The organism is Achromobacter sp. KK8, assembly GCF_054188005.1.
Window position 1 is genome coordinate 4,250,665 of record NZ_CM135178.1, and the last position, 23,315, is coordinate 4,273,979.

Here is a 23,315-nt window from a genome sequence, read left to right on the forward strand (position 1 = left end):
CGCGGATGAATCCGCGGGTCGATACGTGGGCAGGGCCCGCAGCGCCGGAACGGTACGTGCTTGTGTCAGAATCGATACTTTCTGACACAGACGCGCGGTTTCGCTGCAACCGCGCGCGCCAAGACCGATGCCCCCAGATGTACCCCCCAGCGCGGCGGCCACGCGTGCCGCAGGCTCCTGCGAAGCCGCGCTGTTTGCCGCGATGCAGGCCCGAGACGCCGCCACGGGCCGCCATTGCCACCGCGTCGTCGCCCTGAGCGTGGCGCTGGCCCGCGCCTGCGACCTGAACCAAGATGAACAAGACATGGTGGCCGTGGCCGCGCGGCTGCACGACGTCGGCAAGATCGGCACGCCGGACCGCGTGCTGTTCTCGCCCCGGCGGCTCGAAAAGGAAGATTGGGAAATCATGAAGGCCCATGCGGCCGTGGGGGCCGACATCATCCTGCATAGCGACATGCCGCAACGCGAGCGGATCGCGCAGGCGGTGCGCCACCACCACGAACACTTCGATGGGTCGGGCTATCCCGACGGACTGGCCGGGCACGCCATCCCGCTGTCCGCGCGCATCATTTCGCTGGCCGACTCCTACGATGCGCTCGGCGACGCGCGGCCCTACCATCCCGCGCGCACCCACGCCGAGATCATGCGCATCCTCAACCTGGAGGCCGGAGCCAAGTGCGATCCCGACCTGCTGCGCGTGTTCGAAAACATGATCCAGCACAGCCCGCTGCGCGTGCCGTAGCGCAATGCGGCAACGCCGCGCATTGCGGCGCGGCGTTGTCGGGTTGGCGGACCTGGATGCAAGCAGCGCCCGGGCGGGCCGCGCGGCGCCAGCGCGTCATTTCAGCCGTGTCATTTCAGCCGATAGTGCGCCGCCACGCCGGCCAGCTCCTGCAGCGTGCGCTGCTGCCAGGCGGCGTCGTGGCCCAGTTCCTCGGCCAGGATGCGCGCCACTTCGGGCGCGGCCAGCATGGCCGCCTCGGCGTCCAGAAACAGCGCGCGGTTGCGGCGCGCCAGCACGTCCTCGGCGCTGCGCGCCAGTTCGAAGCGCGCGGCGAAACGCACATGCGCTTCCGACAGGCCGCTGCTCCTGACCAGCATGCGCTCGGCGCCGGGCAGGGCCTTGAGCGTGGCCAGGTCGCTGCCGTAGTAGCTGTCCGGCGTGCCGGCGTGTTCCTGCGACGGCGCCAGGCCGTTGGCGCCATGCAGCGCCAGCGACTCGGTGCGGCAGCTGGCCTGCGTCAGCAACTGGTGCTGGATGGCGGTGTCGACCACGTCCTGCGCCATGCGGCGGTAGGTGGTCCACTTGCCGCCCGTGACCGTCACCAACCCCGCCTGCGACACCAGGATGGTGTGCTCGCGCGACAGCGATTTGGTGGAGGCGTCGCCGGTGGCCTTGACCAGCGGCCGCAGGCCCGCCCAGACGCTGGTGACGTCGTCGCGGGTCGGCTTGCGGCTGAGATAGCGCGCGGCGGTGTTCAGGATGAAGTCGACGTCCTCGGCGCCGGCTTCCGGGTCCAGCGGCAGGTCGTTGCGCGGCGAATCGGTGGTGCCGACGATGGTGTGGCCGTTCCACGGCACTACGAACAGCACGCGGCCGTCGTCGGTCTTGGGGATCAGGATGGCGCGCTTGCCGGGCAGGAAGTCGTGCGGCAGCGTCAGGTGCACGCCCTGGCTGGGCGCCACCATGGTGGGCGCGTTCTTGTCTTCCATGCGGCGCACGCTGTCGACCCAGACGCCGGTGGCGTTGATGACGCAGCGCGCGCGCAAGGTGAAGCTGGCGCCGCCCAGCGCGTCCTCGGCTGTGACGCCGTCGACCTTGCCGCCGGTGGTGGTCAGGCCGGTGGCGCGCACGTAGTTGACCGCCGTGCCGCCCAGGTCGAACAGGGTGCGCATCAGGCTCAGCGCCAGGCGCGCGTCGTCGAACTGGCCGTCGTAGTACAGCACGCCGCCCTTCAGGCCGCGGCCGTTGACGTTTTCGGCCAGCGTCGGCGCGTTGGCCAGCGTCTCGCGGCGCGACAGCCAGCGGCTGGGCGACAGGTTGAGCTTGCCGGCCAGCATGTCGTACATCTTCAGGCCCACGCCGTAGAACGGCTGGTCCAGCAGGTTGTAAGCCGGCACCACGAAGCCCAGCGGCCACACCAGGTGTGGCGCGTTGCGGTTGAGCAGGCCGCGTTCGTGCAGGGCCTCGCGCACCAGGCTGATGTTGCCTTGCGCCAGGTAGCGCACGCCGCCGTGCACCAGCTTGGTGGCCTTGCTGGAGGTGCCCTTGGCGAAGTCGGCGGCCTCGATCAGCAGCGTGCGGTAGCCGCGGCTGGCGGCGTCGACGGCGGTGCCCAGGCCGGTCGCGCCGCCGCCGATGACGATCACGTCCCAGGCAGGCGTGTTGTCCAGTTGCGCCAGCAGGCGGTTGCGGTCGGGCGGGGTGACGGTGGCGAGCGGTTGGTTCATATGCTTGGGCGGCGGGGCCGCTAGGGTTCGGTGCGTTGTTCGTTTCTGTTGGTGCCGGCCGGGCGCGGCGCCAGCGCCGTGCCGCCGGGCCGGGTCAAGCCGGTCAGGGGGGTACCTTGGCCGCGTTCGGCGCGGCGGCCACCTCGCAGCGCACGCCGGCGTCCAGCAGCACTTGCGCCAGCGGTTCCTGCGGATGCGCGTCGGTGAAAAAGCGGTCGATCTGCGAGATGTGCGCCAGTTCCACCATGGCCTGGCGCTTGAATTTGCTGCTGTCGGCGGCCAGCCACACTTCGCGCGACTGTTCGATGATGGTGCGGGCCACGCGCACTTCGCGGAAGTCGTAGTCGCGCAGGGTGCCGTCGGCCTCGATGCCGGAAATGCCGATCAGGCCGATGTCGACCTTGAACTGGCGGATGAAATCCATGGTGGCCTCGCCGACGATGCCGCGGTCGCGCGAGCGCACCACGCCGCCGGCGACGATGACCTCGCAATCCGGGTTGTCGGAAAGAATGTCGGCCACGTGCAGGTTGTTGGTGATGACGCGCAGGCCGCGATGGCGCAGCAGGGCGCGGGCGATGGCCTCGGTGGTGGTGCCGATGTTCAGGATCAGCGAGCAGCCGTCGGGCACGGCGCGCGCCACGGCCTCGGCGATGCGTTGCTTGCCGGCCGCGTGCAGTCCCTGGCGCTTGCGGTAGGCGATGTTCTCGATGGTCGAGGCCTCGATGCGCACGCCGCCATGGAAGCGCGACAGCAGGCCGGCTTCGGACAGGATGTTGACGTCGCGCCGCACGGTCTGCAGCGTGACGTCGAAACGTTTGGCCAGTTCCTCGATGGTGGCCGAGCCCTGGGCCCGCACCATTTCGATCAAGGCGCTTTGTCGGGGATTGAGTGTCATGTTCGCATAGTGAGTGTCACGTTCGCATCATAAAACAACAAAAGCGAAAAATAATGACGCACTGCAAGATTGTTTTTTGTTCGCTTCTTCGGTAAAACGCACAAAAAACGAAAGCGATCTGAAAGAAGACCCCTGGCCGGCGCGTTCCCGCGCGCCGCGAGGGCCGCTGTACCGATGTACTGAAGTCCGGTCTGAAAACCGGGGACGTATTAGAGGTAGAGGAGACCAGATGCAGCTGACCCTGGACAGGATAGGTTTGCGAGCCGGCTCGCAGACGCACCTGTATCCGATGAGCCTGGCCCCGGTGCCGGGCGCCATGACCGTATTGCTGGGGGTCACCCTGGCAGGCAAGACATCGCTGATGCGCATCATGGCCGGGCTCGACCGGCCCACCGAAGGCCGGGTGCTGGTGGACGGCGCCGACGTGACCGGCGTGCCGGTGCGCCAGCGCAACGTCGCCATGGTGTACCAGCAATTCATCAACTATCCGTCCATGACGGTGTTCGACAACATTGCCTCGCCGCTCAAGCTGCGCGGCGCCAGCGGCATCGCCGACAAGGTGCGCGCCATGGCCGCGCGCCTGCACATCGACCACCTGCTGGAACGCCTGCCCGCCGAACTGTCCGGCGGCCAGCAGCAGCGGGTGGCCCTGGCGCGCGCGCTGGTCAAGGACGCGCCGCTGATCCTGCTGGACGAGCCGCTGGTCAACCTGGACTACAAGCTGCGCGAGGAGTTGCGCGACGAGCTGTCGGCGCTGTTCGCCGAAGGCCGCTCGACCGTGGTCTACGCCACCACCGAACCCGGCGAAGCGCTGCTGCTGGGCGGCCACACCGCGGTGCTGGATGCCGGCGAACTGCTGCAATACGGCCCGACCGCCGAGGTCTTCCACCGGCCCAATTCGATCCGCGTGGCGCGCGCGTTCAGCGACCCGCCCATGAACCTGTTCAGCGCCCGGCGCGGGGCCAGCGGCTTCACGTTGCAGGGCGGCGTCACGGTCTCGCGGCAACTGCCCCCGGGCGACGGCGCCGGGCTCACCGCCGGCCTGCGCGCCGGGGCGCTGGACATCGCGCCGCGCCCCGGCCACATCGGCCTGGACGGCGTGGTCAAGCTGGCCGAAATCTCCGGGTCCGACACTTTCGTGCACGCCGAGACGGCGGCCGGCGACGTGGTCGCGCAATTGCCGGGCGTGCACCGCTACACGCTGGAGCAGCGCCTGACGCTGTACTTCGATCCGGCCCAGACCTACGCCTTCGGCGGCGACGGCGCCTTGCTGGCCGCGCCCGCGCGGCCTCACGCCAGCGGGGGGATCGCCTGATGGCGCAGATCGAGCTGGACCTGTCGCATTCCTACGTCGCCCATCCGCAGGCCGACGAGGACTACGCGCTGCTGCCGCTGCAGTTCACCTTCCGCGACGGCGGCGCCTACGCCTTGCTGGGGCCCTCGGGCTGCGGCAAGACCACCTTGCTCAATTGCGTTTCGGGCCTGTTGCGGCCTTCGCATGGGCGCATCCTGTTCGACGGCCGGGACGTCACCAAAAAGACGCCGCAGGCGCGCAACATCGCCCAGGTGTTCCAGTTCCCGGTGGTGTACGACACCATGACCGTGGCCGAGAACCTGGCGTTTCCGCTGCGCAACCGCGGCGTGCCGCCCAAGCAGATCCGCGAGCGCGTCGGCCGCATCGCCGAGATGCTGGAGATGTCGCAGGTGCTGGACCGCCGCGCCAGCGGCCTGACGGCCGACGCCAAGCAGAAGATCTCGCTGGGGCGCGGCCTGGTGCGCAACGACGTGTCGGCGGTGCTGTTCGACGAACCGCTGACCGTGATCGACCCGCAACTGAAGTGGGAATTGCGCCGCAAGCTCAAGGAAATCCACCACGAGTTCAAGCTGACGCTGATCTACGTCACGCACGACCAGACCGAGGCGCTGACCTTCGCCGACCAGGTGATGGTGATGGCGCGCGGCCGCGCGGTGCAGGTGGGCAGCGCCGACGACCTGTTCGAGCGGCCGGCGCACACCTTCGTCGGCCATTTCATCGGCTCGCCCGGCATGAACTTCCTGCCGGCGCAATGGCGCGACGGCGGCCTGATGGTGGGGCAGCGCCGCGTCGACGGCGTGCCGGACGCGATGGCGGCCAGGCTGGCCGACGCCGGCCCGGTCAAGCTGGGCGTGCGGCCGGAATACCTGCGCCTGGCCGATGCCGGGGCGCCCGGCGCCATCCCGGCCACGGTCCAACGGGTGCAGGACGTGGGCACCTACACCTTGCTGCTGGCCGACTTCGAGGGCACGCCGCTGCGCGCCCGCCTGGGCACCGACGCCGCCGCGATCGCGCCCGGCGCCACGGTGTGGCTGTCGGTACTCAATACGCACACCTGCTTCTACCGCGACGAGGAGCTGATCCGATGAAACCGATCGATCACCGGGCCTGGTTCCTGGTGCTGCCCGTGGTGCTGTGCGTGGCGTTCTCGGCCATCCTGCCGCTGATGACCATCGTCAACTACTCGGTGCAGGACATCATTTCGCCCGAGCGCCGCGTGTTCGTCGGCACCGAATGGTTCGCCGCCGTGCTGCAGGACGAGGAACTGCACGGCGCGCTGCTGCGCCAGATCGGCTTCTCGCTGGCGGTGCTGGCCATCGAGATCCCGCTGGGCATCCTGCTGGCGCTGTCGATGCCGGCCAGCGGCTGGCGCGCCTCGGCGGTGCTGGTCATCATCGCGCTGTCGCTGCTGATCCCGTGGAACGTGGTGGGCACCATCTGGCAGGTGTTCGGGCGCACTGACATCGGCCTGCTGGGGGCGACGCTGTCGTGGCTGGGGGTGGACTACAACTACACCGGCAACGACCTGGACGCCTGGGTCACGGTGCTGGTGATGGACGTCTGGCACTGGACGCCGCTGGTGGCGCTGCTGTGCTATGCCGGCCTGCGCGCGATTCCCGACGCTTATTACCAGGCCGCGCGCATCGATGGCGCCTCGCGCCTGGCGGTGTTCCGCTACATCCAGCTGCCCAAGATGCGCGGCGTGCTGATGATCGCGGTGCTGCTGCGCTTCATGGACAGCTTCATGATCTACACCGAGCCGTTCGTGCTGACCGGCGGCGGGCCCGGCAACGCCACCACCTTCCTGTCGCAGTACCTGACGCAGAAGGCCGTGGGCCAGTTCGACCTGGGCCCGGCGGCGGCGTTCTCGATCATCTACTTCCTGATCATCCTGCTGCTCTGCTTCATTCTGTACAACTGGATGCAGCGCGCCGGCACCACCGGCGGTTTCGACGAGGAGCGCGCCAATGCGTGAGCAATCGACCTGGTGGCGCGGCGCCTTCCTGGCGCTGTACCTGGTGTTCGCCATCCTGCCGCTGTACTGGATGCTGAACATGTCGTTCAAGACCAATACCGAGATCGTCAGCACCCTGACGCTGTGGCCGCGCGAGTTCACGCTGGAGCACTACCGCACCATCTTCACCGATCCGGCCTGGTATTCGGGCTACATCAACTCGCTGATCTACGTGGTCATCAACACGGTCATCTCGCTGGCCGTGGCGCTGCCGGCGGCCTACGCGTTCTCGCGCTACCGCTTCATCGGCGACAAGCACGTGTTCTTCTGGCTGCTGACCAACCGCATGACGCCGCCGGCGGTGTTCCTGCTGCCGTTCTTCCAGCTGTACAGCTCGTTCGGGCTGATGGACACGCACCTGGCGGTGGCGCTGGCGCACCTGGTGTTCAACGTGCCGCTGGCGGTGTGGATCCTGGAGGGCTTCATGTCCGGCGTGCCGCGCGAGATCGACGAGACGGCCTACGTGGACGGCTATTCGTTCCCGCGCTTCTTCCTGACGATCTTCCTGCCGCTGATCAAGTCGGGCGTGGGCGTGGCGGCGTTCTTCTGCTTCATGTTCAGCTGGGTCGAGCTGCTGTTGGCGCGCACGCTGACCTCGGTCAACGCCAAGCCCATCGTCGCCACCATGACGCGCACGGTCTCGGCCTCGGGCATGGACTGGGGCGTGCTGGCGGCGGCCGGGGTGCTGACCATCGTGCCCGGCGGCATCGTCATCTGGTTCGTGCGGCACTACATCGCGAAGGGCTTCGCGATGGGCCGGGTCTGAGGGGGAGGGCGCCACATGTTCAGCTGGATGGTATGGACCACCCCCGTCGCCGTGTTCTTCTCCTGCATCGTGCTGATGCTGGTCGGCATGACGATCTGGGAACTGAAATCGCCCACGGTCGAGCGCAAGGGCTTCCTGCCGTTGCGCACGACCCGCGGCGACCGCCTCTTCATCGGCCTGATGGCCGCGGCCTGGCTCAACCTGGCGTTCCTGGGGTTCGGGCAGAAGGCGGTGGAATGGTTTTCGCTGGATGAGCCGCCATCGGTGTGGATCAGCTTCGTGCTGTCCATGCTGCTGCTGGCCTTCATCATGAGAAAAGGCTGAAGGGGCGTCAGACCCCGCGCGATATCAGCGGTTTGGAAGGACGATCGGCCAATGTCTTCCCCGGCCAGAAGTCCGCAGCACCACAGGGGAAGACCTATCGAGGAGACAGGTCATGAAATTGCGCATGCACGCCATGGCGGCCGCCATCGCCCTGATCGGGACGTCAGGAGCCTGGGCTGGCGAGCCGGAAGCGAAGAAGTGGGTCGATTCGGAATTCCAGCCGTCGACCCTGTCCAAGGACCAGCAGATGGCCGAGATGAAGTGGTTCATCGAGGCCGCCGCCAAGCTCAAGGCCAAGGGCGTCAATGAAATCAACGTGGTGTCGGAAACCATCACCACCCACGAGTACGAGTCCAAGGTGCTGGCCAAGGCCTTCACCGAGATCACCGGCATCAAGGTCAACCACGACCTGATCCAGGAAGGCGACGTGGTCGAGAAGCTGCAGACCTCGATGCAGTCGGGCAAGTCGATCTACGACGGCTGGATCTCCGACTCCGACCTGATCGGCACCCACTACCGCTATGGCGCCATCCTGCCACTGTCCGACTACATGGCCGGCGCCGGCAAGGAATGGACCAATCCGGGCCTGGACCTGAAGGACTTCATCGGCACCAAGTTCACCACCGCGCCGGACGGCAAGCTCTACCAGTTGCCCGACCAGCAGTTCGCCAACGTCTACTGGTTCCGCGCCGACTGGTTCGCGCGCCAGGACCTGAAGGACAAGTTCAAGGCCAAGTACGGCTACGAGCTGGGCGTGCCGACCAACTGGTCCGCCTACGAGGACATCGCCGACTTCTTCTCCAACGACGTCAAGGAGATCGACGGCAAGAAGGTCTATGGCCACATGGACTACGGCAAGAAGGACCCGTCGCTGGGCTGGCGCTTCACCGACGCGTGGCTGTCGATGGCCGGCGCCGCCGACAAGGGCCTGCCCAACGGCATGCCGGTGGACGAGTGGGGCATCCGCGTGGCCGACGACAAGTGCACGCCGGTGGGCGCCTCGGTGGCGCGCGGCGGCGCCACCAACAGCCCGGCCGCGGTCTATGCGTTGACCAAGTACGTCGACTGGATGAAGAAGTACGCGCCGCAGCAGGCCATGGGCATGACCTTCTCGGAATCCGGCCCGGTGCCGGCGCAGGGCCAGATCGCGCAGCAGATCTTCTGGTACACGGCCTTCACCGCCGACATGACCAAGAAGGGCCTGCCGGTGGTCAACGAGGACGGCACGCCCAAGTGGCGCATGGCGCCGTCGCCGTACGGTCCGTACTGGAAGGACGGCATGCAGAACGGCTACCAGGACGTGGGCTCGTGGACCTTCTTCAAGTCCACCAACCCCGACAAGATGGCCGCCGCCTGGCTCTACGCCCAGTTCGTCACGGCGAAGTCGGTGTCGCTGAAGAAGTCGATCACCGGCCTGACCTTCATCCGCGACAGCGACATTCACAGCGACTACTTCAGCAAGAACGCGGCCAACTACGGCGGCCTGATCGAGTTCTACCGCAGCCCCGCGCGCGTGGCCTGGACGCCGACCGGCAACAACGTGCCTGATTACCCCAAGCTGGCGCAGCTGTGGTGGAAGAACGTCGCCACCGCCGTCACCGGCGAAAAGACGCCGCAGGCCGCGATGGACAACCTGGCCAACGAAATGGACCAGGTGATGGCGCGGCTGGAGCGGGCCGGCATGGCGCAATGCGCGCCCAAGCTGAACGCCAAGGGCGATCCGAACAAGTGGCTGTCGGACCAGCACGCGCCGTGGAAGAAGCTGGCCAATGAAAAGCCCAAGGGCGAGACGGTGGCGTACGAGAAGCTGCTGGAAGCCTGGAAGGAAGGGAAGGTGCGGTAAGCACCGCGCGATATCTTCGCCATCTCGAAGCGCCACGGTTTCCGTGGCGCTTTTTCATTGCAAAAACGTAATCCCCTTATCCGCTTTCTGTCCGCATCGCCTTCCTAGAATGAATCCCGAGCAGTACCCCCCACGATTCATAGGAGTGAAGCATGCAGATTCTTCGTAAAACCGCACTGGTCCTGGTCCTGGCGGCCGGCGTTTCGGGCACGGCGCTGGCGCAGCAGGCGCCGTCCACGGCCCTGACCAGCCCCTATGGCGCGCCGCTCACGCGCGCCGAAGTGCTGGCCGACCTGGCGCTGTGGAAGCGCGCCGGCGTGGACCGGTTCTGGCGCGGCGAGGCCACGCCGGACATCTACAGCCCGGAATACAAGGCTGCGTTCTCGGAATATGTGCGCCTGCGCTCGGGTCCTGACTACCAGGCCGAGGTGCAGCGCCAGAACGAGAGCCGCCGATAACCGCGTCCTCGCGATGGCTCACGTCCTGCTGACGTGCGTTCCCGAGTCCGGCGACAGGCTGCAGTTCGCGGACCTGGAGCTGGACTTGCTGCGCTTTCGCGCCTACCGCGATGGCCAGCCGCTGCTGTTGACGCCGAAGGAGTTCGGCCTGCTGGCCCTGTTGATGGGCAGCCCGGGCGCGGTGTTCACCAGCTGGCAGCTGGCCGAGTCCGTATGGAAATCCAAGGCGCCGCTCGCCGGGACTCGGCACGTGAAGTGCCAGGCGGTCGCGATCGCCATGCGGCGCCTGCGCAAGAAGGTGGATGGCGGCAGCCGCCCGCGGTTGTTGCACGTGATTCGCGGCGGCAGTTTCATGCTGGCCGCCGCGCCGCTTTGACGGTGTCGCGCCAATAGCCGTACAGGCCCTTGATGTCGCCCGAGCACAGCAACGGCATGGCGCCGGCCAGCCTGTCTTCGGGCCAGTCCCACCACTGCATTTCAAGCAGCAGGGCGATGTCGTCGTCGGCAAAGCGTTTCTTGATCGGCTTGGCGGGGTTGCCACCGACGATCGTGTAGGGTTCCACGTCCTTGGTGATGAGTGCGCGGCTGCCGATCACGGCGCCGTGCCCGATGGTGATGCCGGGCATGACCATGGCTTCGGAGCCGATCCAGACGTCGTTGCCGATGACGGTGTCGCCGGCTTTCCGGAAGGCGTCGCGCGCTTGCGCGAACGCCGGCACTTCGCTCATGTAGAAGAACGGGAACGATGACGCCCAGTCGTACCGGTGGCCCTGGTTGCCCGCCATGATGAAGGCGGCGCCGGAGCCGATGGAACAGAAGCTGCCGATGATCAGCTGGTCGACGTCATCGCGGTCCGGCATGAGGTAGCGCGCGCAGTCATCGAACGAATGGCCGTGGTAGTAGCCGGAGTAGTAGCTGTAGCGGCCGACCTTGATGTTCCTGTTGGTGACGTCGTCGGAGAGCAGCTTGCCCTTGAAGGGGCTTTCGAAGTGATTTTTCATGGAGATCCCGGTGGCGTGGCCCGGGGCCGCGTGGCGTCATGGTGATTCGCGCGCGGGCGGGCTGCGTGTCGATGATCGCACAATCGCACAACCGCGCAAACGCGCAGCCGCGCGCCCGCTACAGGCGCTGCGGTATGCTGACGCTTTTCCAGCATCGGCCGCGTGCGTTGCGGCCCGCCAGCACGCATGTCCAAGCGCACGAACACGGTGGCCGCAACGGTCGAAGGCCGCATCGACAGGATCCGGCTTGCGGTGCCGCTCGTACGCGGCCACGTCCATTTCCGGGTCAACGGCGAGCCTGTCAACGCCACCTTCGAAGACCAGGCCGATATCCGCGCGCTGCGCGGGCTGCAAGCGCAAGCCACGCCGGTGCGCGTCGGCGTGCTAGAGGGCGGTCCGCACGGCTTGCGCCATTTTTCGTGGCTGAGCGCCGGCAGGGGCCGGGGCATACCGCCGCGCTATTACGTCGACCAGTGCCGCCGGGGATGGCGCGGCATCGGCATCAGCCTGGCCGTGGCCGCAGTGGCCGGGGCCGGCGCCAGCCTGCTGGACTTGTCGTCGTTCGCGCAGGTGCTGCTGCTCGTGCTGGCGCTGACGGTGGCGCTGGTTGCCGTGCTGCTGGCGGGTTTCTCGCTGTACGGCCTGTGGGACAACCGCCGGCACCGGGCGGCGATCCTGCGCAGCGAAGCGCTCTACCGCGACCTGCGGGACACCCCCGTGCCGGACGCCGCGCCGCCGGCGCAAGCGTGCGCCGCGCAGCCGTCGGGCGAGGGCGAGACGCTGCTCACCGACGCGGCGCCCGAGATCCTGTTGATACGCGGCGCGCTGGCATCCTTGACGCACGAGGCCAGGCCATCGGCCCGCACGACGCCAAGCTATGGCGTCTACCGTTTCCACGTCGGCACGCGCCGCTTCATCATGTACGTTGCCGAGAACTTCGGCGACGTGCTGCCGTTCCTGGCCGAGGGCGACCGGGTGGAGGTGGCCGCCTATGCCGGCCAGATCGCCGGCGCCGGGCCCGACCAGCTGGTTTACGGCCTGCGCAATCTGGAGGACGGCCGCGTCTATGTCTGCCATCACTATTTCCGCGCCGCTTTCACCGACATCGCGCCCGTGGGCGTGGGCCTGAGGCAGCGCGTGCCGATGCTGTCTTTGCTGGCCATCCTGCTCCTGGTGTGCTGGCTGGTGGTGGTAGCGGTGCTGTCTTCCTCCGACTCGCCGTCGGGCCGCGAGGCGGCGCCCGAACTGGCCGCGGTGACGTTCGTTTTCCTGTTGGTGTCCTGGCTGTGCGTCGCGTTGCCGCTGCTGTTCCTGGACACGCGCTGGCGCATGGGCCGGCCGACGCGGCGCCAGCGCATCCTGGAACGCATCTATCGCGCGCTGGGACTGGGCACGCCGTTCGCGCCCACGGCGGTGATCGAGGAGGTCTAGCATGCCGCGAGCGCGCGCGTCTTGTGCGGCCACCGCCGTCGAGGAACCATTGCTGGATCCCATGCTGCTGCGCCGCCTGCTGCGCGCTAGGGACCGCATTGACGCCGCCTCGCACGAGGCCTGGCCGGTGGAGCGCCTGGCCGAGGTCAGCGGCGTTTCCGTTGCCTATTTCGCCCGCTGCTTCAAGCGCGCCTTCGGCCTGCCGCCGCATCGCTACCTGCTGACGCGGCGCGTCGAGCAGGCCATTGCCCTGTTGCGCGACACCGACCTGCCCATCACCGAGATCGCCTACGCCACCGGTTGGCAGAGCCTGGGCACCTTTGGCCGCATCTTTCGCGACATCACGGGGTCCAGCCCCGGCGCCATGCGCGTGCGCGCCCGGGCCGGCCAGGAGGGGCTGGGCCTCGTGCCAGCCTGCGTGGTCAAGGCCGCGCTGCGCCCCGATCTGAACATCGCAGTTTTGGAGAAGCGCCGCCGCCAGGCGAAGGATAAAGTGCGGTGATCGGCCCGCGTCGGGTCGCCCATCACCCGATCAACGTGTCCAGGGGAGCAACCATGAGTGCAGGAATCAATGTCGTCGGCGTCTACGTGGACGACCAGGACGAGGCGCTGCGGTTCTATGTCGACAAGCTCGGCTTTCGTGTCCATACGGACGTGGGCAACGGCCCGTATCGCTGGCTGACCGTGCAGCATCCGGACCAGCCATCGTTCCAGCTGGGCCTGTTCCGGCCCGGCCCGCCGGTCCATGACGAGGCCACCGCGCAGGCGCTGCGCGCCATGGTCGCCAAGGGCGCGATGCCGCCGCTGGTGCTGGCGGTGGCCGATTGCCGCGCCAGCCATGCCCGGCTGAAGGCGCTGGGCGTGGAGTTCACCCAGGAGCCGGTCGAGCGCTATGGCAGCATCGACGCGGGGTTTCGCGATCCGGCGGGCAATGGCTGGAAGATGATCCAGGGGCCCGCCGCCTGAGGCGCATCGCTGCCGCGCGGGTCGCTGTTCCCCAATCGGGTGTTTTTGCCTTGGAGCTGTCCGGCGAAAAAAACGCGCGTTCCCGGACGGACCCGGAAACGCGCGGCGATAAACCGCCCATCCCTTCGCGGAGGCGGGCGTCATCAACGGGAACATGCGCAAGGCGGGAGCGATCCCGCGGCGATCAGAAGCGGTGGCGTATGCCCATGTTGACCTCGGTCGCCTTGGCGTTGTCCAGGAACGCCCAGTTGGTGGTGTAGGAGGCCGCGGCATACAGGTCCGTGCGCTTGGACAGGTTGTAGTTGTAGCCCAGGCTGTAGGTGTTGCTGGCCGAGTCGCCGCCGGTGAGCTGCTTGCTGTTGGCGTCGGCGCGCTGCCAGGAGGCGAACACGCCGCTCGACTTGCCGATGGGCGCGGCCAGCGCCAGCATGTACGAATTCGACCGGAAGCCCTTGGAGAAGGCGTACGACGGCGTGCCGGTGAAGCTGCCGATGCTGCCGCCGCCCGGCAGGCTCTTGCCGGCGAACCAGCCGTCGGTGAGGCGGTTGTAGGCCAGCGCGACCTTGAAGACTTCGAAGTCGTAGGAACCGCCCACGATGTACGAACGCGGCGTGGCGTCGACCTGGTCCTGGCCCAGCTTGTTGGAGGCGTTGAGCTGGTCGTAGGTGGCAAAGCCCATCAGCGGGCCGTTGTCGTAGCGCACGCCGGCGGTGATGGCGCGGGTGTTGTCGGCGGTGGCAAAGCCCGTTTGCGCGGTGCGGCGGTCGTCGGCGTTGAAGGCGTAGCCGACGGCGGCGCGCAAGCCGCCCAGCGACGGCGTCTCGTACACCACCAGGTTGTCGTAGCGCGGGAAGTAGGCCGAGCTGAAGCCCAGGCCGGCGCCGGTGTTGAGCTGGTTGAAGCCGCCGCCGAACGACGGGCCCAGCATGCCGGAGAAATAGCGCGTGGCGACGTTGTACTGGCGGCCCAGGCGCACCTCGCCCCAGTCGGCGCTGCCCAGGCCGATGGTGGCTTCGCGGCCGAACAGGCGGCCGCTTTGCAGCGAATTGCCGTTGCGGCTGTCGAAACCCGACTCCAGCTGGAACACGGCGTACAGGCCATCGCCCAGGTCTTCCTTGCCGCGCAGGCCCCAGCGCGAGCCGGCCGTGGTGCCGGTGGTCGTGCCGATGCGGCTGTTGTCGATGTTGCTGCGGCGGCCGGTGGCCGGGTCGGTGTAGCTGCCGTCGACGTTGGCGTAACCGATGCCCGTGTCGATCAGGCCGTAGAGCGTGACCGACGTCTGCGCGGACGCCGCGCCGGACAGCGCCATGGCGGCCGCGGCGGCGAATTGTTTTTTCATGGATGACTCCGTAGGCTGGGAAACTCGAATGGCGCCGTGCGGTCGAAGGGGATGCCTTCCATTGCAGGGCGATTCGAAGTCTGCGCGGCGTCGATCGACAGTTCGCGAACATTAAAATGACAATATCGATCGCGTTGCCGTCGCGATACTGTCATCTTTTCCTGCCGGGGCCCGTCCCGCACCGCCTGCCTTCGATTCCATGTTCAAGCCTTTCCTGCGCGCCTGTTTCGCCTTGTCATTGCTCGCCACCGGGGCCGCGCACGCGGCCGGATTCCAGCGGCTCAACCTGCCCATGGACATGAACGGCCCGGCCTTGCAGGGCGGCATCTGGTATCCGTGCGCCGCGCCCGCGCAGGACGTCGCCATCGGCCGCGTCACCCTGGCGGCGACGCCGGACTGCCCGATGACCGACGGGTCCAAGCCGCTCATCGTGATGTCGCACGGATCGGCCGGCTCGTACCTGGGGCATCACGACACCGCCGCGGCGCTGGCGGACGCGGGCTTCGTGGTGGCGGCGATCAACCACGTCGGCGACAACGCGGTGGACCGCTCGCGACAGGGCTATCTGTCGATCTTCTCGACCCGGCCGCGCGAGATCCGGCGGCTGCTCGACTACCTGACCGGCGCGTGGCCGCAACGGGCGCGGCTGGACGGCGCCATCGGCTTCTTCGGGTTCTCGCGCGGCGGCTATACGGGGCTGGTGCTGGCGGGCGCGACGCCCGATTTCAAGCTGGGCCTGGGCCTCTGCGCCGACGAGCCGGCGTTGCCGATGTGCCGCGACATCCGCGACGGCAAGGTGCCGGCGCAGCCCTATGTGAAGGATGCGCGCATCAAGGCGCTGGTCATCGCCGATCCGCTCAACGCCTTCAGCGCCGAGGCGCTCAAGGCGGTGTCGATTCCGGTGCAGCTGTGGGCCTCGGCGCGGGGCGGTGACGGCGTCACGCCGGCCAGCGTCGATGCGGTACGACTGGGGCTGGCGGCGCCCGAGTTCCACCCGGTCGCCGGCGCCGGGCATTTCGCCTTCCTGGCGCCGTGCTCCACCGCGCAGGCCGAGGCCGCGCCGGCGATCTGCCGCGACGCGGCGGGTTTCGACCGGGCGGCGTGGCATCGCGATTTCAACGCGGCCGTGGTCGCGTTCTTCAGGAACGCGTTGCGCTGACCGGCGCTGGGCAAGCCGGCCTTCAACCACTGCTGTCGTGAAGGCCGCTGCCCGCTAGCGCGCCGAGTTCTGGCGGTTGGCCTGTTCGGCGGCCCGCCTCCTGGCCGCCGCCTTCGGCCCGTCGCGCAGCGCGACGTAATTGCAGTAACGCGCGAAGTCCTTCCTGGCCAGCGCCAGGTACAGCCCTGTCGCCACCATGGCGGCACTGCACACAAAGCGGTGCAGCCAGATGTCGATCGAATAGGGCATCAGCGAGGTCGTCAGGTACATGACCAGCACACCGAAGCCCAGCAACGATATCATCAGCAGCCACCGCGCCCATTCGCTGCCACGGTACAGCCCGGCCAGCAGCAGTCCGGGCACGATCAGCTTGAGCAGGGGCGAGAGCTGGCCGCGCAGCAGCGGCATGAGGTCATAGCTGAGGGTGACCAGCGTGCCCGCCAGGACGATGTACCAGAACCGCTGACTGGTAGGCGCGTGGCGCCGGGTAGCTTGCCTTCCTTCACCATTGTTCTGCTGCATGGGGTCTCCTTTTGGCAAGGGGCCAGTGTAACGTCGTGCCGGCGGCGATGCGGGTAGACTGGCGGCTGGGTTTTCACCGGAGCACCGCCTTGGCCACCTCGCTGCGCAGATACACCGAGCTTCCCTACCTGATCGACTACCTGCAGTCGGGCGAACTGGCGCTGCTCAATCCGAAGGCGTGGGACGACCGCAATGATTCCTTCTACATCGAGGAATACGCGCGCGCCAAGCGCCTGCTGGGCATCTATGCGCTTTGCCTGGCCGAGGCCTCCGAGACCTACCACCACTGGCGCGTGTTCTCGCATGGCAGCGGCGGCGTCTGCATCGAATTCGACAAGGAAAAGCTGATCGAGCAGGTGAGGGCGGTGCCCGACCTGCGGGCCGAAGCGGTGCAGTACCGCACCATCAAATCGCTGCGCGAGCAGCCGCCGGCCGAGGCCGACCTGCCGTTCCTCAAGCGCCATGCCTTTCGCGATGAAAAGGAATTCCGCCTGTTCGTCTGCCGCAAGATGCGCGACACGCCGGTGCTGCGCATCCCGGTTTCGCCCGCGACCATCAAGCGCGTCACGCTCAGTCCGTGGCTGCCGGCCACGGTCTGCGACCAGGTCAAGAAGGTGCTGAAATCGATCAAGGGCTGCGAGAAACTGCGCGTGTTCCGTTCGACGCTGGTCGAGAACGAGGACTGGAAGAAATTCGCCAGCGCCGGCCGCAAGGATCCGGCATGACGGATGCCCGCGACACGGCGGACGCCGCGCTCTGTCATCGGCCCCACGACACGGTCCGCGCAGGCGCCTACACCGGCCGGCTGGCCTGCGCGCGCCAGCATTTGACGGGGTCTTCGCGCACCAGCGACTGGTGCACGCCCACGCCCGCCATGACGCCCGAAGCGCTGGCCAGCGTGGCGTTGCCCATCTGCAGGCTGGCGTCGCCCGCCGCATAGACGCCGGGCACCGTGGTCTGCTTGAAATCATCGACCCGCAAGTAAGGCCCCAGCAATCCCTCATCGAAGGCGCAGCCCAGTTGCATCGCCAGCGGACTGGCCATGTGCACGCGGCTGGCGACGAACAGCGCGTTGACCAGCAGGCGGCGGCCATCGGCCAGTTGCACCGCGTCGATCCGGGGTGCCGGACCCAGCAGCAGCGCCACCGGCGTGCGCTCGATGCGCACGCCGCGGGCGGCGAGCAGCGCGGCCTGCTCGGCGTCCGGCTCGAACTCGCCCTGGGTGAAATAGGTGGTCGGCCCCCAATCGGGCAGCAGCGCCGCCTGGTGTGAGGACATGGGGTGGGCGGCCAACACGCCGAGCGGCTGGTCGGCCACTTCATAGCCATGGCAATAGGGGCAATGCAGCACCGTCCGGCCCCAGCGTTCGCGCAGGCCGGGCAGGTCGGGCAGTTCGTCGCGCACGCCGATGGCCAGGATCAGGCGGGCGCCGCGCAGTTCGCGGCCGTCCTCCATGGTGACGGCGAAGCGGCCCGACTCGCCGCTGGCGTGGGCGGCGGCGCCGTCGATGAAATCCACGCTGCGGTAGGCGGCCAGTTGGGCGCGCCCCACGGCCACGATCTCGGCCGGTGTCTTGCCGTCCTGGCCCAGGAAGCCGTGCGAGTGCGCCGCGTAGCGGTTGCGCGGCAGGCCGGCATCCACCAGCGCGATGCGGCGGCGGGCGCGGGCCAGCTGCATGGCGGCCGACAGGCCGGCGAAGCTGCCGCCGATGATGATGGCGTCGTAGCAAGGGGGCAGTTTTTCAGGCTTCATGGGTTTCTCGATACTTTAAAAGTTGCATGATACGGCGGGGCGCGTGGTCACGCAACTTATAATGTTTCAAACCATGAACCAGGAGTCTTTCCATGCGCAGCGATAACCGCCTGTCCCGCATGCTGCACGTGCTGCTGCACATGGCGGAGCAGGATGCGCCGCTGACCTCCGAGACCATCGGCAAGATGCTGAACACCAATCCCGTGGTGGTGCGGCGCATGATGTCCGGCCTGCGCGAACGCGGCTACGTGCAATCGGAAAAGGGCCACGGCGGCGGCTGGGTGCTGACGCGCCCGTTGTCCGAACTGACCTTGCTGGACGTGTACCAGGCGCTGGGCGAGCCGCCGATCTTCGCGCTCGGACTGGACCAGAGCGAACCCAAGTGCCTGGTGGAGCAGGCCGTCAACGCCGGGCTCGAAGGCGCGATGGCCGAGTCGCGCCGGCTGCTGCTGGAACGCTTCGCCACGATCCGCATGGACCAGCTGGCGCGGGACTTCCAGGAACGGCTCAAGCTGCATCCGCACTGCCCGGAGCGCTAGCGGGCACGGCGCCGGTGTATTCTCGCAATCGTGCCGCGCCCGCATCCCGGGCCGCCGGCCCGCGCAAGAGAACACGGACGGCGTCCACCCGCGCCAGTCCGGCACTGCCCGACCAGGAGACATCGAACATGCTATTGACCGAAGAACAGCTCAGCGTCCAGGACATGGCGCGCCGTTTCGCGCAGGAACGCCTGGCGCCCAATTCCGAGCGCTGGGACCGCGAACACCACTATCCGGCCGACGCCATCCGCGAGATGGCCGACCTGGGATTTTTCGGCATGCTGGTGCCGGAGGAATGGGACGGCAACGCCAGCGGCTACCTGTCATACGCCGTGGCGCTCGAGGAGATCGCGGCTGGCAACGGCGCCTGCTCGACCATCATGAGCGTGCATAATTCGGTTGCCTGCATGCCGATCCTGAAGTACGGCAGCGACGCGCAGAAAGACCAGTTCCTGCGGCCGCTGGCCACGGGCGCCGCCATCGGCGGTTTCGCGCTGACCGAGCCACAGGCCGGCTCCGACGCCAGCAGCCTGCGCACCCGCGCGGTGCGCGATGGCGACCACTACGTGCTCAACGGCGCCAAGCAGTTCATCACCTCGGGCCGCACGGGCCAACTGGTGATCGTGTTCGCGGTCACCGATCCGCAGGCCGGCAAGCGCGGCATCTCGGCCTTCATCGTGCCGACCGACACGCCGGGCTACCAGGTGGTGCGGGTCGAGGACAAGCTCGGCCAGCATCTGTCGGACACCTGCCAGATCGCCTTCGAGGACATGCGCATTCCCGCCGCGTGGCGGCTGGGCGAGGAGGGCGAGGGCTACAAGATCGCGCTGTCGAACCTGGAGGGCGGGCGCATCGGCATTGCCTCGCAGTCGGTCGGCATGGCGCGCGCGGCGTTCGAATGCGCGCGCGATTACGCCCGTGACCGCCAGGCCTTCGGCAAGCCCATCATGGAGCACCAGGCGGTGTCGTTCCGGCTGGCCGACATGGCCACGCAGATCCACGCGGCGCGCCAGATGGTGCTGCACGCGGCGGCGTTGCGCGAGGCCGGCAGGCCGGCGTTGACCGAGGCCTCGATGGCCAAGCTGTTCGCCTCCGAGATGGCCGAGAAGGTCTGCTCGGCCGCGATCCAGACGCTTGGTGGCTACGGCTACCTGGCGGACTTTCCGGTGGAACGCATCTACCGCGACGTGCGCGTGTGCCAGATCTACGAAGGCACCAGCGACATCCAGCGGCTGGTGATCGCGCGCGCCCTGTAGAAGCGCGCGATCAGTCCAGCAAGGCCTGCACCGCGGCTTGCGCCGACGCTTCCAGTGGCTGCTCGCGTTGCAGCCGCGCAATCCTTTCCTCGAACTCGGCCGCCACATCCGGCCGCACCTTCTTCATGGCGCGCACCGTCTGCGCCAGCAGCAGGCGCGCATTGACGCTGCGCGGGAAGTCCAGGCACTGGCGCAGGTTGCCATCGAGGATTTCGCGTTCGCCATTGAGCTGGCCCGGCTGTTCCGGATTGGCGCCGTTGCAGCGCACGGCCAGCAACTGTTCCAGGCGCAGCAGGTAGTACGGGAAGGCGGCGCCGTCCGGCACCGTGTAGTTGGCAGGCGCCGCCAGCGGCGCCTGCGCGGTGGCGCGGCCGACCAGCGCCACCAGTTCCTCGGTCAGGCGCTGGATCGCGGCGGTCGGATCGGCCATCGGGAATTCGGCCGACAACGCGCCGATGCATTCGGCGTCCTCGGTGCGCACCAAGCGCACTTCGGCGCGCCACGGCTCGGCCACGGTGACCAGGTGCGAGATCACCACGTAATCGCTCTGCGCCTCGCATTGCTGCGCGTAGCCGATGGCGTCGGTGTCGTCCCAGGCCGCGCCGCTCAGCAGGAAGCCGGGATGCGGCTCGGTCAGCCACGGCACCAGCGTCTGCGTGCGCAGGCCGCAGCGCAGCGCCAGTTGTTCGTTGAAGTACAGCGGCAGCGCGCGGCTCAGGCGGCCGGTGGCGTCGGCCAGTTGCCGCTCGGCGCCCTCGGGCGCGGCGCCGATCTCGGCCGAGCCGCCCAGGAACGACACCAGCGGACGATCGGGCGTCACCGGCGTGAACAGCGCCGCCGCGGGCGAATCGGGCGTCAGCCAGACCGGGCCGCGGCCCAGCAGCATGGCCAGCCGCATCTGCGCCGGCTCGGTGGCGCCGTCACCCAGCGCGGCGCGCGCCAGTTCGGTGTCCCAATAGGCCAGGTTGTCCTTCCAGTCGGGGCGCTGCTGCGCGTAGAGCTGGTCGAGGATGGCGCGGGCCTCGTCGTGGCGGCCCAGTTCGACGTAGGCGCGGATCAGGTTGTTGCCGACCTGGATGCCGTGGTGGGCGGCCTCGAAGCGCGGCCCGGCCAGTTGCACGATCGGCTCGATCGCGCCGGCGTTGCCCAGGTCGCCGCTCATCTGCGCCAGCAGGTCGGCGGGCGCGGGCGTGCCGGCGCGGGCCAACGACTCTTCATACATCGCGATCGCGCCGGACAGGTTGTGCGCGCCCAGTTCGCCGTGCGCCAGCCACAACTGCGCGCGCCAGCTGCCGGGCAGGGCGGCAACCTTGCGCATGGCGGCCACGCCGGCGGCATCGCCGCCGTGTTCGCGGTGGATCGCCTCGTACCAGCCCAGGCCGTTGTCCTGGTTGGGATCCAGCTTCAGCGCATGCCACAGCGTGGCCAGGGCGCCGGCCTCGTCGCCGCGCTCGTCCTGGATCTTGGCCAGGTTGGTCAGGACGATGCCGGTCTCGCCGTGCGCGGCCATGAAATCCCGCAGCACGCGTTCGGCGTCGTCGAGCCGGCCGGTCTTCATGTAGACGATGGCCTGCAGCACCACGCCGCGCTCGGCGCCCGGCTGCAGTTCGACCAGTCGGTCGGCGGGCCTGACCATTTCATCGATGAAGCCGTCGCCGAGCGACTGGATGATCAGGCCGGCGAGCGAGTCGGGGTCGTCCCAGTGGCGCTCGACGGCGCCGGCCAGCACGTTGTCGCGCCACTGGTCGCGCGGCACGAAGATTTCGCGGCCATAGGCGTCGTAGGCGCGGATCATGTCGGCCTGGCTGTCCGGCGCGGAGGCCGGCTCGGAGTCGGGTTCGGAAATGGGCGCGGAGTCGGGTTCGGAAATCGGTTCGGGAACCGACGCCGCATCGGCCGCGGGCGCGGCGCCGTCATCGGCGGGGGCGGCTTGCTTGCCGAGCAGTTTCTTCAGGAAGCTCATGGGATGTCGTGTCCAGGATTCAGGCGCCCAGCGCGCGGGCGCGGCGGGCCAGGCGGCGGCGCGCCCAGAGGGTGTAGATGACGAGGTTGCCAACGACCAGCAGCAGCGCCAGCGCGATCTGGATGCCGCGCGTCAGGCCGTCCGGGTAGATCAGCGCCAGCACGTAGTGTTCGATGAAGCCGCCGGCATAGCCTTGCTGGCCGGCCTGCTGCCGCAGCGAGACTTCCAGCGGGGTGAGCGGGCAGACCCAGCCCATGCCGATGACCATCGCGCCCCAGGCCAGCGCCGGCAGGTGCAGGTAGGCCACGCGCCAGCGCCACAGCGCCAGCAGGCCGCCGAACACCACGAAGGCGACGAACAGGCCGTGCACGATCAGGACGGCGTCGGCCAGCAGGCGAGGAATCATGCGGCAGGTCCTCCGAGGTTGGCATCCGCGCCGCCGGGCATTGCGGCCGCGGCGGCGGGGATCGGCGACCGGGCGCGCGGCCCGGCGCCGCGGGTCAGGGTTTCAGGTCGCGCAGCAGCTTGGCCAGTTCCGGCGCCGTCATCAGCGACACGCCCTGGGCGCGGGCGTACTGCAACGCGTTGTCGGACACCTCGCCCAAGGCGATATAGATGGCTTCGCGCGCGCCGCGCTTTTCGCGCGCGGCCTGCAGTTCGCGCAACGGCTCGACGCCGACGCGCGCGGCCTTCCAGCGCTTGGCGCCGACCATGGCGACGTGGCCATCCTTGGTCAAGGCGAAATCGGCGCCTGGCCCTTGCAGCCGTTCGACCTCGCAGCCGTCGCGCCGAAAACCGGCCTCGACGGTGGCGGCGAACTGCTGCCACGACATGGCCGCGGCGGCCTGCGCCACGGCCTCGACGCGCGCGCCCGACGGCGCGCGCAACTGCCTGTAGGCCGCGATGATGGCGATCACCGCGAACGGCACCGCGGCAAACACGCCCATCGCCGCATACTCCAACGGCAACGCGGCAAAACCGCCGACCGACAGCAGCAGCGCCACGCCGGCGCTCATCCACCACGGCGAGCGCAGCAGCACCGCGAAGATGGAGTTCTGCGACATCCTGAACTTCATGGCGCGCGCACCACGATACGGACGTCGCCGCAGGTGACGATCTGGCCGGGACGGATCTTGGCCGTCTTGCGGCTTTCGACCACCCCGCCCACGCTTACGTGGCCTTCGGCCACCAGCATCTTGCCGGCGCCGCCGCTGTCGCAGACCCCGGTGGCCTTGAGCAGTTGGTTGACTTCAATAAAGGGGCTGCCTTCGGCAAGCGTGAATTCGATGATGGGCATGGAACGGACGGGCGTTGAATGAGG

At 68.2% G+C, this 23,315-nt stretch carries 26 protein-coding genes; 16 read left to right on the forward strand and 10 right to left on the reverse strand.

Annotation, left to right across the window (positions count from 1 at the left end):
* Positions 1 to 127: 127 nt before the first annotated feature.
* On the forward strand, positions 128 to 742 hold the full coding sequence (locus ACVN9Z_RS19745) for an HD-GYP domain-containing protein (protein WP_006385273.1): 615 nt from the start codon (positions 128 to 130) through the stop codon (positions 740 to 742).
* A gap of 110 nt (positions 743 to 852) precedes the next feature.
* On the opposite strand, the gene ACVN9Z_RS19750 is transcribed toward ACVN9Z_RS19745, so the two are convergent.
* Both ACVN9Z_RS19750 and ACVN9Z_RS19755 read right to left on the reverse strand, forming a co-directional pair.
* Positions 853 to 2,451: a glycerol-3-phosphate dehydrogenase/oxidase gene (locus ACVN9Z_RS19750; RefSeq protein ID WP_006385274.1), complete on the reverse strand. Its 1,599-nt coding sequence runs from the start codon at positions 2,449 to 2,451 to the stop codon at positions 853 to 855.
* A 103-nt stretch (positions 2,452 to 2,554) separates the two neighbouring features.
* Complete coding sequence (locus ACVN9Z_RS19755; protein ID WP_458212544.1) at positions 2,555 to 3,346, reverse strand: DeoR/GlpR family DNA-binding transcription regulator; 792 nt, start codon at positions 3,344 to 3,346, stop codon at positions 2,555 to 2,557.
* A 229-nt stretch (positions 3,347 to 3,575) separates the two neighbouring features.
* Here ACVN9Z_RS19755 and ACVN9Z_RS19760 point away from each other — a divergent pair, with 229 nt between their 5' ends.
* The 8 genes from ACVN9Z_RS19760 (at position 3,576) to ACVN9Z_RS19795 (ending at position 10,442) form a co-directional block, all read left to right on the forward strand.
* The gene (locus ACVN9Z_RS19760) at positions 3,576 to 4,661 is read left to right on the forward strand and encodes an ABC transporter ATP-binding protein (RefSeq protein WP_020927430.1); all 1,086 of its coding nucleotides are present in this window, start codon (positions 3,576 to 3,578) and stop codon (positions 4,659 to 4,661) included.
* Positions 4,661 to 5,749: an ABC transporter ATP-binding protein gene (locus ACVN9Z_RS19765; protein WP_006385277.1), complete on the forward strand. Its 1,089-nt coding sequence runs from the start codon at positions 4,661 to 4,663 to the stop codon at positions 5,747 to 5,749. Before ACVN9Z_RS19760 ends, ACVN9Z_RS19765 begins: the two co-directional genes overlap by 1 nt.
* Complete coding sequence (locus tag ACVN9Z_RS19770; protein WP_006385278.1) at positions 5,746 to 6,636, forward strand: carbohydrate ABC transporter permease; 891 nt, start codon at positions 5,746 to 5,748, stop codon at positions 6,634 to 6,636. Before ACVN9Z_RS19765 ends, ACVN9Z_RS19770 begins: the two co-directional genes overlap by 4 nt.
* Positions 6,629 to 7,441, forward strand: a complete 813-nt coding sequence (locus ACVN9Z_RS19775) for a carbohydrate ABC transporter permease (protein WP_020927431.1) — start codon at positions 6,629 to 6,631, stop codon at positions 7,439 to 7,441. Before ACVN9Z_RS19770 ends, ACVN9Z_RS19775 begins: the two co-directional genes overlap by 8 nt.
* Before the next feature lie 15 nt (positions 7,442 to 7,456).
* Positions 7,457 to 7,765: a DUF2160 domain-containing protein gene (locus ACVN9Z_RS19780; protein ID WP_054444951.1), complete on the forward strand. Its 309-nt coding sequence runs from the start codon at positions 7,457 to 7,459 to the stop codon at positions 7,763 to 7,765.
* A gap of 112 nt (positions 7,766 to 7,877) precedes the next feature.
* Positions 7,878 to 9,608 (forward strand): ABC transporter substrate-binding protein, encoded by a 1,731-nt coding sequence (locus ACVN9Z_RS19785; RefSeq protein WP_006385281.1) that lies wholly within the window; start codon positions 7,878 to 7,880, stop codon positions 9,606 to 9,608.
* Between the two features lie 152 nt (positions 9,609 to 9,760).
* A complete protein-coding gene (locus tag ACVN9Z_RS19790) occupies positions 9,761 to 10,066 on the forward strand; it encodes a DUF4148 domain-containing protein (RefSeq protein ID WP_024068695.1) in 306 nt (101 codons plus the stop codon).
* 13 nt (positions 10,067 to 10,079) lie between these two features.
* Positions 10,080 to 10,442, forward strand: a complete 363-nt coding sequence (locus ACVN9Z_RS19795) for a winged helix-turn-helix domain-containing protein (RefSeq protein ID WP_241130562.1) — start codon at positions 10,080 to 10,082, stop codon at positions 10,440 to 10,442.
* On the opposite strand, the gene catB is transcribed toward ACVN9Z_RS19795, so the two are convergent.
* Entirely contained in the window at positions 10,417 to 11,067 is a 651-nt protein-coding gene (gene catB, locus ACVN9Z_RS19800; RefSeq protein WP_241130561.1) for a type B chloramphenicol O-acetyltransferase, read from the reverse strand. The genes ACVN9Z_RS19795 and catB overlap by 26 nt on opposite strands.
* Positions 11,068 to 11,253: 186 nt before the next feature.
* Here catB and ACVN9Z_RS19805 point away from each other — a divergent pair, with 186 nt between their 5' ends.
* Genes ACVN9Z_RS19805 through ACVN9Z_RS19815 form a run of 3 tightly spaced genes read left to right on the forward strand, consistent with a single transcriptional unit; the run spans position 11,254 to position 13,464 of the window.
* A complete protein-coding gene (locus ACVN9Z_RS19805; RefSeq protein ID WP_458212545.1) occupies positions 11,254 to 12,498 on the forward strand; it encodes a hypothetical protein in 1,245 nt (414 codons plus the stop codon).
* Between the two features lies 1 nt (position 12,499).
* On the forward strand, positions 12,500 to 13,000 hold the full coding sequence (locus ACVN9Z_RS19810; RefSeq protein WP_458212546.1) for a helix-turn-helix transcriptional regulator: 501 nt from the start codon (positions 12,500 to 12,502) through the stop codon (positions 12,998 to 13,000).
* A gap of 53 nt (positions 13,001 to 13,053) precedes the next feature.
* Complete coding sequence (locus ACVN9Z_RS19815; protein WP_035181830.1) at positions 13,054 to 13,464, forward strand: VOC family protein; 411 nt, start codon at positions 13,054 to 13,056, stop codon at positions 13,462 to 13,464.
* A 184-nt stretch (positions 13,465 to 13,648) separates the two neighbouring features.
* On the opposite strand, the gene ACVN9Z_RS19820 is transcribed toward ACVN9Z_RS19815, so the two are convergent.
* The gene (locus ACVN9Z_RS19820) at positions 13,649 to 14,803 is read right to left on the reverse strand and encodes a porin (protein ID WP_458212547.1); all 1,155 of its coding nucleotides are present in this window, start codon (positions 14,801 to 14,803) and stop codon (positions 13,649 to 13,651) included.
* A gap of 199 nt (positions 14,804 to 15,002) precedes the next feature.
* Here ACVN9Z_RS19820 and ACVN9Z_RS19825 point away from each other — a divergent pair, with 199 nt between their 5' ends.
* Positions 15,003 to 15,962: an alpha/beta hydrolase family protein gene (locus ACVN9Z_RS19825; RefSeq protein WP_020927441.1), complete on the forward strand. Its 960-nt coding sequence runs from the start codon at positions 15,003 to 15,005 to the stop codon at positions 15,960 to 15,962.
* Positions 15,963 to 16,016: 54 nt separating this feature from the next.
* On the opposite strand, the gene ACVN9Z_RS19830 is transcribed toward ACVN9Z_RS19825, so the two are convergent.
* Entirely contained in the window at positions 16,017 to 16,484 is a 468-nt protein-coding gene (locus ACVN9Z_RS19830) for a hypothetical protein (protein WP_006385291.1), read from the reverse strand.
* Positions 16,485 to 16,573: 89 nt separating this feature from the next.
* On the opposite strand from ACVN9Z_RS19830, the gene ACVN9Z_RS19835 reads away from it, so the two are divergent.
* Positions 16,574 to 17,209: a DUF2971 domain-containing protein gene (locus ACVN9Z_RS19835; RefSeq protein ID WP_020927442.1), complete on the forward strand. Its 636-nt coding sequence runs from the start codon at positions 16,574 to 16,576 to the stop codon at positions 17,207 to 17,209.
* Positions 17,210 to 17,276: 67 nt separating this feature from the next.
* Here ACVN9Z_RS19835 and ACVN9Z_RS19840 read toward each other — a convergent pair whose 3' ends face one another.
* Positions 17,277 to 18,236 (reverse strand): NAD(P)/FAD-dependent oxidoreductase, encoded by a 960-nt coding sequence (locus ACVN9Z_RS19840; protein WP_054443459.1) that lies wholly within the window; start codon positions 18,234 to 18,236, stop codon positions 17,277 to 17,279.
* Between the two features lie 92 nt (positions 18,237 to 18,328).
* Here ACVN9Z_RS19840 and ACVN9Z_RS19845 point away from each other — a divergent pair, with 92 nt between their 5' ends.
* Positions 18,329 to 18,775: an Rrf2 family transcriptional regulator gene (locus tag ACVN9Z_RS19845; RefSeq protein WP_020927444.1), complete on the forward strand. Its 447-nt coding sequence runs from the start codon at positions 18,329 to 18,331 to the stop codon at positions 18,773 to 18,775.
* 128 nt (positions 18,776 to 18,903) lie between these two features.
* A complete protein-coding gene (locus ACVN9Z_RS19850) occupies positions 18,904 to 20,031 on the forward strand; it encodes an acyl-CoA dehydrogenase family protein (protein ID WP_006385295.1) in 1,128 nt (375 codons plus the stop codon).
* 10 nt (positions 20,032 to 20,041) lie between these two features.
* On the opposite strand, the gene ACVN9Z_RS19855 is transcribed toward ACVN9Z_RS19850, so the two are convergent.
* The 4 genes from ACVN9Z_RS19855 to ACVN9Z_RS19870 form a co-directional block, all read right to left on the reverse strand.
* Positions 20,042 to 21,994, reverse strand: coding sequence for a tetratricopeptide repeat protein (locus ACVN9Z_RS19855; protein WP_458212548.1), 1,953 nt, complete (start codon positions 21,992 to 21,994; stop codon positions 20,042 to 20,044).
* Positions 21,995 to 22,013: 19 nt separating this feature from the next.
* Entirely contained in the window at positions 22,014 to 22,400 is a 387-nt protein-coding gene (locus ACVN9Z_RS19860) for a DUF2784 domain-containing protein (RefSeq protein WP_006384555.1), read from the reverse strand.
* A 94-nt stretch (positions 22,401 to 22,494) separates the two neighbouring features.
* Positions 22,495 to 23,070, reverse strand: coding sequence for a restriction endonuclease (locus ACVN9Z_RS19865; RefSeq protein WP_045953133.1), 576 nt, complete (start codon positions 23,068 to 23,070; stop codon positions 22,495 to 22,497).
* Positions 23,067 to 23,291, reverse strand: a complete 225-nt coding sequence (locus ACVN9Z_RS19870; protein ID WP_024068705.1) for an RNA-binding S4 domain-containing protein — start codon at positions 23,289 to 23,291, stop codon at positions 23,067 to 23,069. The genes ACVN9Z_RS19865 and ACVN9Z_RS19870 overlap by 4 nt, the downstream gene beginning before the upstream one ends.
* Between the last annotated feature and the right edge of the window lie 24 nt (positions 23,292 to 23,315).